Annotated in this window: 8 protein-coding genes; 3 read left to right on the forward strand and 5 right to left on the reverse strand. The window is 70.1% G+C overall.

Annotated features, from left to right (window positions below; translation table 11 throughout):
* Positions 1-546: hypothetical protein (locus tag I0Q12_RS04765; protein WP_197250858.1), on the reverse strand; the 546-nt coding region annotated here is incomplete at its 3' end.
* Between the two features lie 219 nt (positions 547-765).
* Here I0Q12_RS04765 and I0Q12_RS04770 point away from each other — a divergent pair.
* Positions 766-1908, forward strand: coding sequence for a serine/threonine-protein kinase (locus I0Q12_RS04770; protein WP_197250871.1), 1143 nt, complete (start codon positions 766-768; stop codon positions 1906-1908).
* A 7-nt stretch (positions 1909-1915) separates the two neighbouring features.
* Here the strand turns inward: I0Q12_RS04770 and I0Q12_RS04775 are convergent, their stop codons facing one another.
* Together I0Q12_RS04775 and I0Q12_RS04780 are read right to left on the reverse strand one after the other, a co-directional pair.
* Positions 1916-2584: a response regulator transcription factor gene (locus tag I0Q12_RS04775; RefSeq protein ID WP_197250859.1), complete on the reverse strand. Its 669-nt coding sequence runs from the start codon at positions 2582-2584 to the stop codon at positions 1916-1918.
* Positions 2581-3888 carry an ATP-binding protein gene (locus I0Q12_RS04780; protein WP_197250860.1) on the reverse strand — a complete coding sequence of 436 codons (1308 nt, stop codon included), beginning with the start codon at positions 3886-3888 and terminating at the stop codon, positions 2581-2583. Before I0Q12_RS04780 ends, I0Q12_RS04775 begins: the two co-directional genes overlap by 4 nt.
* Before the next feature lie 95 nt (positions 3889-3983).
* Here I0Q12_RS04780 and I0Q12_RS04785 point away from each other — a divergent pair, with 95 nt between their 5' ends.
* Positions 3984-5360: a PspC domain-containing protein gene (locus I0Q12_RS04785; RefSeq protein ID WP_197250861.1), complete on the forward strand. Its 1377-nt coding sequence runs from the start codon at positions 3984-3986 to the stop codon at positions 5358-5360.
* Entirely contained in the window at positions 5353-5613 is a 261-nt protein-coding gene (locus I0Q12_RS04790; protein ID WP_197250862.1) for a hypothetical protein, read from the forward strand. Before I0Q12_RS04785 ends, I0Q12_RS04790 begins: the two co-directional genes overlap by 8 nt.
* Positions 5614-5703: 90 nt before the next feature.
* Here I0Q12_RS04790 and guaA read toward each other — a convergent pair whose 3' ends face one another.
* A complete protein-coding gene (gene guaA / locus I0Q12_RS04795; RefSeq protein ID WP_197250863.1) occupies positions 5704-7275 on the reverse strand; it encodes a glutamine-hydrolyzing GMP synthase in 1572 nt (523 codons plus the stop codon).
* 41 nt (positions 7276-7316) lie between these two features.
* On the reverse strand, positions 7317-8844 hold a 1528-nt coding region (locus I0Q12_RS04800; RefSeq protein WP_231610014.1), incomplete at its 5' end, for a GMC family oxidoreductase.

An 8844-nucleotide genomic window follows, 5' to 3' on the forward strand; every position in this document is an offset into this window, starting at 1 on the left:
AACCTGCGCCCCCTCCCACCGGCCGTCGACGACGACCAGCACCGCCCCCTTGCTGCGGGCGCGGGCGGTCACGGCCCGGGTTCGCGACGACGGCACCGCGATTCCGCCGAGACCGAGGATCACCAGGTCCATGCCGTCGAGCAGGACGGCCGCGATCTCCACCGGATCGGGTCCGGGATCGGGAATCACCGCCACCCGCTGCAACTGCGCTCCCATTTCCGCGGCGGCGAGCAGACTCAGCCGGCGGTGGCCGATCACGGCGGCGTGCCCTCCCGCAGCGGTCACCGAGGCGAGAACACCGATCAGCAACGACGTGGCGCCGGAGACGGATACGACGGAGCCACGGACCAGACCACCCTGGGGCAGCACATCGGCGAGCGGTTCCGGGACCGGGAGCAACCGGTCGGCGGGTGCGTCGGCGGGGGCGGCCCGTTCCACCTCCCCGCGCGCGGGTATCGCGGCCATCCGCCGGCGCAGCGACTGGATCCGCTCCTGCCGGGACGGTCTTTCCACACCGTCGAGCGGAAACTCGGCGAGCTCACCCACATGCACCCCTTCGTCATCTGCCGGCCGCGGGAACACGGCCCACCGACACCACGGGGAAGACGTGGTTCAGTCACAACTATCGAACATACTTTCGAACCTTTCCAGTACACATGATCTTGGGGCGGCCCGTCAAGCGCAGAAAGACCCCTCGCATCCACTACTCTCGTGAAGGTGTCGAAACAGGAACGAGTAGGTAGGGTTGTCGGCCCGGACCACCTGGTGGCCGGTCGCTACCGGCTCGATTCCAAGCTCGGCGGCGGCGGGATGGGCGCCGTGTGGCTCGCCCACGACACGCGCCTCGGGCGCGACGTCGCCGTCAAACAGGTCGTCTCCACCGTGGACCTGCAGCCGGAGGCCGCCGACGAGGTACGCCGCCGCACACTGCGCGAGGGGCGGATCGCCGCGCAGCTCGCGCACGAGCACGCCATCGGGATGTACGACGTGGCCCTCGACGCCGGCGAACCGTGGCTGGTCATGGAATACCTGCCCTCCCGCAGCATCGCCCAGGTGCTGAACACCGTCGAGACCCTGCCCCCGTACGAGGTCGCGCAGATCGGGGCGGACGTGGCCGACGCCCTGGCCGCCGCACACGCGGCGGGCATCATCCACCGCGACATCAAACCCGGCAACATCCTCGTCGCCGAACGCGGCCACGAACTCGGCATCGTGAAGATCAGCGACTTCGGCATCGCCCTGGCGAGCGGCGATTCCGATCAGTCCGGTGTGATCGCCGGTACCCCCGCCTACTTCGCGCCCGAGGTGGCGCGCGGCAACGATCCCACCGAAGCCAGCGACGTGTTCTCCCTCGGCGCGACCCTCTACACGATCCTCGAGGGCCAGCCCCCGTTCGGTTTCGAAGCCGACTCGATCGCATTGCTGCACCGCGTAGCCCGCGCCGAGATCATCCCGCCGACCCGGACCGGCCCCCTCACCGACGTCCTGCTCTCCATGCTCGAACCCGACCCCGCCCGCCGTCCGACGATGGCGCAGGCCCGCGACCGGCTCGCCGCCGTCGTCCTCGGTCCGGGCACGAATCCCGCACTGCTGCGCGGACGTCCGATCCTGGCCGAGGACGGCTCGATTCCCGTGTGGGCCCAGCGGTCCACACCGATCGCCGGAACCCGGTCCCGCAGCTCGTTCGTGGACCGGCCGGCACCTCCGCCGGTGTCGCCTTCGCGCGGGCCCTCGCGTGGGATTCCCCGGCCCGCCGAACTGTGGGACCGGCTGCTCCCGAAAGAGCCTGTGCCGCAAGACCCGAAGGAACGGCTCGTCGCATACGCGCCGCTGGCGATGGCGGCGATGGTCGCGCTGATCGTGTTCGCACTCGTGGTCGCGGTGATCATCGCCGTGGCGGTGGGCTGAACAGCTTTCAGTCGATCCGGCGATGGTGCGCCCAGCGGGTCAGCGCGTTCCGGTTCGACTGCTGGGTCTTGCGCAGCACGTTCGACGCGTGGGTCTCGACGGTCTTGACCGAGATCACCAGTTCCTCGGCGATCTCCCGATAGGTGTAACCGCGCGCGAGCAGCCGCAGCACCTCGAGCTCGCGCGGGGTCAGCGAGTCGAGTTCAGGGTCCAGCGGCGGCTCCGGGACGTTGGACCGTCCGGTGAACGAATCCAGCACGAATCCCGCCAGGCGCGGGCTGAACACCGCGTCGCCGCCGGCCACCCGCCGCACCGCATCCGCCAGTTCGGTGCCCGAGATCGTCTTGGTGACGTATCCGCGGGCGCCGGCCCGGATCACCGCGATCACGTCCTCGGCCGCGTCGGACACGCTCAACGCCAGGCACACGGGCCCGGGTGCGATGCGGCTGAGCACCGCGACGCCTCCCCCGTCGGGCATGTGCACGTCGAGCAGCACGACATCGGGGCGGGTCGCGTCGATCCCGGCGACCGCCTCGGCGACACCGCCGGCCTCACCCACGATCTCCATGTCCGCCTCGCGCCCCAGCTCGGTACGCACCCCGGAACGGAACACGGCGTGGTCGTCGACCAGAAAGACACGGAAGGACTGTGAAGTTGGGGCGCCGTTCGACGTCACTGCGTGTGCTCCTCGGGTTGGGGTTCGGCCTCCTGCCACTCTAGGGGCGAGCCCGTCCCCGGCACCGCACCGCCGCGGGGCATGTGGATCCGGATCTCGGTGCCCTTGCCGAGCTCCGACTTCACCACCACCCGGCCGCCGCGCCGCTCGATCCGCGCCCGGATCGACTTGGCCAGCCCCTGCCGGTCCTCCGGGACCAGATCCGGGTCGAAGCCCGTCCCGCGGTCGCGGACGAACACGCTCACCTCGTTCGGCTCGGCCTCGGCGAACAGATCGACGCTGTCCACTCCGGCGTGCTTGGCGGCGTTGACGAGTGCTTCGCGGGTCGCCCCCAGCACCGCGGTGAACGATTCGGCGGTCAGGTCGTCGTCGTCGCCGGGTGCGACGTCCCCGACGATCACCGGCGTGACGGACACCCCGTGCTGATCCTCCACCTCACCGGCGATGGTGCGCAGTGCCTCGGCGAGGCTGGTGCGGGGACTCTCCCCGCCGCCGAACAGCCAGCGCCGCAGTTCCCGTTCCTGGCTGCGGGCCAGCCGCACCACTTCCTGCGCGTCACCGGCCTGCTTCTGGATGAGCGCCAAGGTCTGCAGCACCGAATCGTGCAGGTGCGAGGCGATCTCCTCGCGTTCCTCGTTGCGGACGCGGGCTGCGCGTTCCTGCTCGAGCGCTCGCCACATGCGAACCCACAGCGGCACCGACAGCAGCCCGGCGCCGACGAGGGTCACCACCACCGCGAGCAGGGACGACCGCAATGCAGCGACGTCGACCTGGGCGAGAAACACGACGCCGAGTCCGGTGACGATCAGGGTCAGGCCGCCGAGAACCCGCGCCCATGTCAGGACGGTGGGTTTGGCCGGCAGCCCGAGGACCGACCGCGGCCCGTCGACGTCGAACTCCCGCCACACCAGGGCGGCACCCACCGCGACCACGACGATCGGCGCGATCACCGACGCCGCGCCCCCGTTCAGCAGCCACGACAGCCCGGCGCCCAGGGCCAGCCCGATGACCGCCAGACCCAGCGCGCGGCGACGCTCGGTGGGCGATGGCGGCTCGGTGTCGGAACCCTGCGGCACGAACGCCCACAGCAGGCCGTACGCGACGATGCCGACCCCGAGCGCTGCGAGTACCGCGAACGCGACCCGGACTTTCATCACGTCCACGCCGAGATGGTCGGCGAGACCACCGGCCACGCCGCCCACGACGCGGCCGGCGACGCGGCGTTCGAGTCGGGGGACGGGCACGGGAAGGTTGGCTACCGGTTGCACATATTCGATACTGGCACGCGCTCGGCACCCCGGCATCGGGGACCGACCCTGATCCCGGAGGCTGCTGCGGGGCTCGAAGATCAGGGTTCGCCCCTGATGTGCGGGCGCCGCGCGGGCGACAGGATGAGTCCATGAACTCGCGCAGCTTCCCCGAGCAGCTTTCGGACATGTGGCGCACCCGTCCGGTGCGCTTGCCCGATCAGGGCCACGTCGCCGGCGTGTGCGCCGGCATCGGAGTTCGGTACGGCGTCGATCCGGTACTGATCCGGGTCGCGTTCGTGGTCTCCACCATCTTCGGTGGCGCGGGCATCGTCCTGTACCTGGCGTGCTGGGTCCTGCTCAATCGCTACGGCGATCCCGTCTCCCCCGTCGAGTCTCTCGTCGGGCGGGGCCACAGCGCCGACTCGAACACCAAGGTGATCGTCCTGCTGGTGGCACTTGCGGTGGCCGCGAGTGCGCTCGGCCCGGTGGGCGCCGGCCTGGGCGGTTCCGGATTCCTCAGCCTGATGCTGATGCTCGGGGGTCTGTGGTTGCTCTACCTGCGCAAGCCGGAACCTCCGGTCCTGCCGCCCCCGCCGGGATCGGTGGCCTTCCAGCAGAATCCGTTCCCGGACTTCTCGGTCCCGCAGGCGCCGTATGCCCCGTCCCAGTTCACACAGGCCCCGTTCGCGCAGCAACCGTTCGCCGCAGGGGCGGCTCCCACTCCCGGACCGGCACCGGCGGACCCGAACTTCTGGATCAAGAAGGACGCCGCGACGTCCGAGACGACCGGCAGCGCGAACGAGTCGGCACCGCCCGCCGATCCCGCACAGCCCGCCCCGGATCCGTTCGGCGCGACGGCGACGCCTCCGTCCTGGGATCCGCTCGGCGTCGCCCCGTTCGCGTGGGATCTTCCCGAACCGGCACCGATCCGGACACCCGTGCCGGATCGGAAGCAGCCGCGGTCGCGGTTGACGACGACGATACTTGGCCTGGCGGTGCTGGCCGCCGCCGCGGCCGCAGCGGTCGCCGCCGCTACCGGCATGGAATGGTTGACGCCGGCCCGGATCGGGGCGATCGCTCTCGCCGTCATCGGGCTGGGACTGCTGCTCGGCGCGTTTCTGCACCGCGGCCACGGCCTGCTGGTGGTGACCGGTCCGCTCATCGGATTCGTGGTGCTCGCGTCGCTGGTCGGCCCGATCGACACCTCGCGGTGGGGTCCGCAACAGTACGCCCCCCGCACGGCCGCCGAGCTGCAGCCGGAGTACGCGGTCCAGATGGGCGAGCTCGAGCTCGATCTGCGCAATCTCACGCTCACCGAGGACCGCACCGTCGCGGTGGAGACCCGGTTCGGCAACTCCCGGATCCTCCTGCCGCCGAACCTGGACGTCGACATCACGTGCACCGAACGCGCGTCCTCGCCGTGCCCCACGCAGGGCTTCGACGCCGGCGCCGACGGCCGCAAGGGACCCGTCCTGACCCTCGACATCGATACCGCTTTCGGAAACTCGGAGGTGCACCGTGGCTGACTTCGACACCGACTACACCGGATCCGGCTCCGACGACACCGAGGCGACCTGCTCGCGTCGGCGGGGCCCGTCGATCCTGCTGCTCCTGGCCGCGATCGCCGCTCTGGCGGTCAGCGGGTGGGCGCTGATCGGCCCGTTCTCCCTGGACCCGATCGCGAATGTCGAGTTCCGCTGGGTGTTCGTGGCCGTCGCCGTGGCGGTGGGCGCGGCCCTCCTGTTCGCCCCCGGCAAACGGTCCCGCCGGAAGAACTGAATCCACCGCACCTCCGAAAAGCACTGTGCCCCTCGGATCGAAGGATCTCTCCTTCGGAATCCGAGGGGCACAGTCGCTGCTACGGGAGGATCACTCCCACTCGATCGTTCCCGGCGGCTTGCTGGTCACGTCGAGGACGACGCGGTTGACCTCGGCGACCTCGTTGGTGATGCGGGTGGAGATGCGCTCGAGCGTCTCGTACGGCAGGCGGGTCCAGTCCGCGGTCATTGCGTCCTCGCTCGAGACCGGGCGCAACACGATCGGATGACCGTAGGTGCGTCCGTCGCCCTGCACACCGACGCTGCGCACGTCGGCGAGGAGCACGACCGGGCACTGCCAGATCTGACCGTCGAGACCCGCGGCCGTGAGCTCTTCGCGCGCAATGGAATCCGCGTGACGCAGGATTTCGAGGCGTTCCTGGGTGACCTCACCGATGATGCGGATGCCCAGGCCCGGGCCGGGGAACGGCTGGCGTCCGACGATCTCCTCGGGCAGACCCAGTTCGCGGCCGACCGCGCGGACCTCGTCCTTGAACAGCAGGCGCAGCGGCTCGACGAGCTCGAACTGCAGGTCCTCCGGCAGACCGCCGACGTTGTGGTGGCTCTTGATGTTCGCGGTGCCGGCGCCGCCACCGGATTCGACGACGTCCGGGTACAACGTGCCCTGCACGAGGAAGTCGATGGTCTCGCCGTGTGCGGCGCTCTCACCGAGCACCTCGGAGACCGCACCCTCGAAGCTGCGAATGAACTCGCGGCCGATGATCTTGCGCTTGGTTTCCGGGTCGGACACTCCGGCCAGTTCGCGCAGGAACGTCTCGGAGGCGTCGACCGTCACCAGCCGGGCTCCGGTCGCCGCGACGAAGTCCTTCTCGACCTGCTCACGCTCACCGGCGCGCATCAGGCCGTGATCGACGAACACGCAGGTGAGGCGGTCACCGATCGCGCGCTGCACGAGCGCGGCGGCGACAGCGGAATCGACACCGCCGGACAGACCGCAGATGGCCTTGCCGTCGCCGACCTGCTCGCGGACCTGGGCGATGAGCGACTCGGCGATGTTCGCGGCCGTCCACGCGCCGGGGATGCCGGCGATCTCGTGCAGGAAGCGGCTGAGCACCTGCTGGCCGTGCGGCGAGTGCAGAACCTCCGGGTGGTACTGGACGCCGGCGAGCCGGCGGGCCCGGTCCTCGAAGGCCGCGACCGGTGCGCCCGCGCTGGACGCGGTGACCTCGAAGCCCTCGGGTGCGGCTGTCACGCCGTCGCCGTGGCTCATCCACACGGGCTGCGTCGCGGGCAGACCTTCGTGCAGGACGCCGCCGCTCACCGACATCTCGGTGCGGCCGTACTCACGGCTGCCGGTGTGTGCGACCGTGCCGCCGAGGGCCTGGGCCATCGCCTGGAAGCCGTAGCAGATACCGAAGACCGGCACGCCCAGGTCGAACAGCTTCGGGTCGAGCTGGGGAGCACCCTCCTCGTACACGCTGGACGGGCCGCCGGACAGCACGACCGCGAGCGGCTCCTTGGCCGCGATCTCCTCGACGGTCGCCGTGTGCGGCACGACCTCCGAGTACACCTTCGCTTCCCGGACGCGGCGAGCGATCAGCTGCGCGTACTGGGCTCCGAAGTCGATGACGAGGACCGGCTTGGACTGCTGGGTTTGCGACACCCGAACAGTCTAAGCGGCGGTCCACGTCACACGAACGCCGGTCAGGCCACGCCGGCATCCGAACCGCTGCGGATCTCGACGATCGGCAGCGACAGCGCGCCGGGGGCACCCGCCGGCACCACCGGGTTCTTCGGGACGATCGGGTTCAGCCGACGGTAGGGCTCGCCCTGCGCGGGACGCACGTCGTCCTCGCCCTTGTTCGGCCACAGTGCCGCGGACCGTTCGGCCTGCGCGGCGATCGTCAGCGACGGGTTCACCCCGAGGTTCGCGGAGACGGCCGCCCCGTCGACGACGCTGAGCGTCGGGTAGCCGTAGACGCGGTGGTAGGGGTCGATGACGCCGTGGTCGGGGTCGCTGCCGATGACCGCGCCGCCGAGGAAGTGCGCGGTGAGCGGGATGTTGAAGATCTCGCCCCAGGTGCCGCCGGCGATGCCGTCGATCTTCTCGGCGATGCGTCGGGTGGCCTCGTTACCCGCGGGAATCCAGGTGGGATTCGGCTCGCCGTGGCCCTGCTTGCTGGTGACCTTGCGGCGGCCGAAGAGGCCCTTCTTGGTGTAGGTCGTGATGGAGTTGTCGAGGTTCTGCATGACCAGCGCGATGATGGTCCGCTCGCTCCAGTCCTTGACCGACAGCATCCGCGCCATCTGCACCGGGTTCTTCGCGACCTGGAGGAGGAACTTCATCCACCGCGGGGTGCGGCCCCCACCGTCGGTCATGAGGGTCTGCAGCAGACCCATCGCGTTCGAGCCCTTGCCGTAGCGGACCGGTTCGATGTGGGTGTCGGCGGTCGGGTGGAAGGACGAGGTGATCGCGACACCGCGGGTCAGGTCCATGTTCGGGTCGACCTTCATCTTCCCGGCGCCGACGATCGACTCGGAGTTGGTGCGGGTCAGTTCGCCGAGCCGGTCCGACAGTTTCGGCAGCGCGCCGGTGTCCTTGAGATGGTGCAGCAGGTGTTGCGTGCCCCAGGTGCCGGCGGCGAGCACGACGTGCCCGGCGGTGTAGGTGCGCCGGTTCTTGCGTCGCCACGCTCCGGTGCGTTCGGTGACGACCTCCCAGCTGCCGTCCGGGGTTTCCCGCAGGTCGGTGACCGTGGTCATCGGGACGATCTCGGCGCCGGCCTTCTCGGCGAGGCCCAGGTAGTTCTTCACGAGGGTGTTCTTCGCGCCGTGCCGGCAGCCGGTCATGCACTCGCCGCATTCGATGCAGCCGGTGCGGTCGGGTCCGACGCCACCGAAATAGGGATCGGCGACGGTGCGGCCGGGTTCGCCGAAGTAGACGCCGACCGGCGTCTGGATGAACGTGTCGCCGACGCCCATGTCCTCGGCGACGGATTTGATCACCTCGTCGGCGGGTGTCATGTGCGGGTTCGTGACGACGCCGAGGATCCGGCGGGCCTGGTCGTAGTAGGGCGAGAGTTCGTCGTGCCAGTCGGTGATGTGCGCCCACTGCCTGTCCTCGAAGAACGAGGCGGGCGGCTTGTAGAGGGTGTTCGCGTAATTGAGGGATCCGCCGCCCACGCCGGCGCCGGCGAGGATGAGGCAGTCACGCAGCAGGTGCACGCGCTGG

Origin of the sequence: Rhodococcus sp. CX (genome assembly GCF_015865005.1) — a bacterium.
GTDB lineage: Bacteria > Actinomycetota > Actinomycetes > Mycobacteriales > Mycobacteriaceae > Rhodococcus.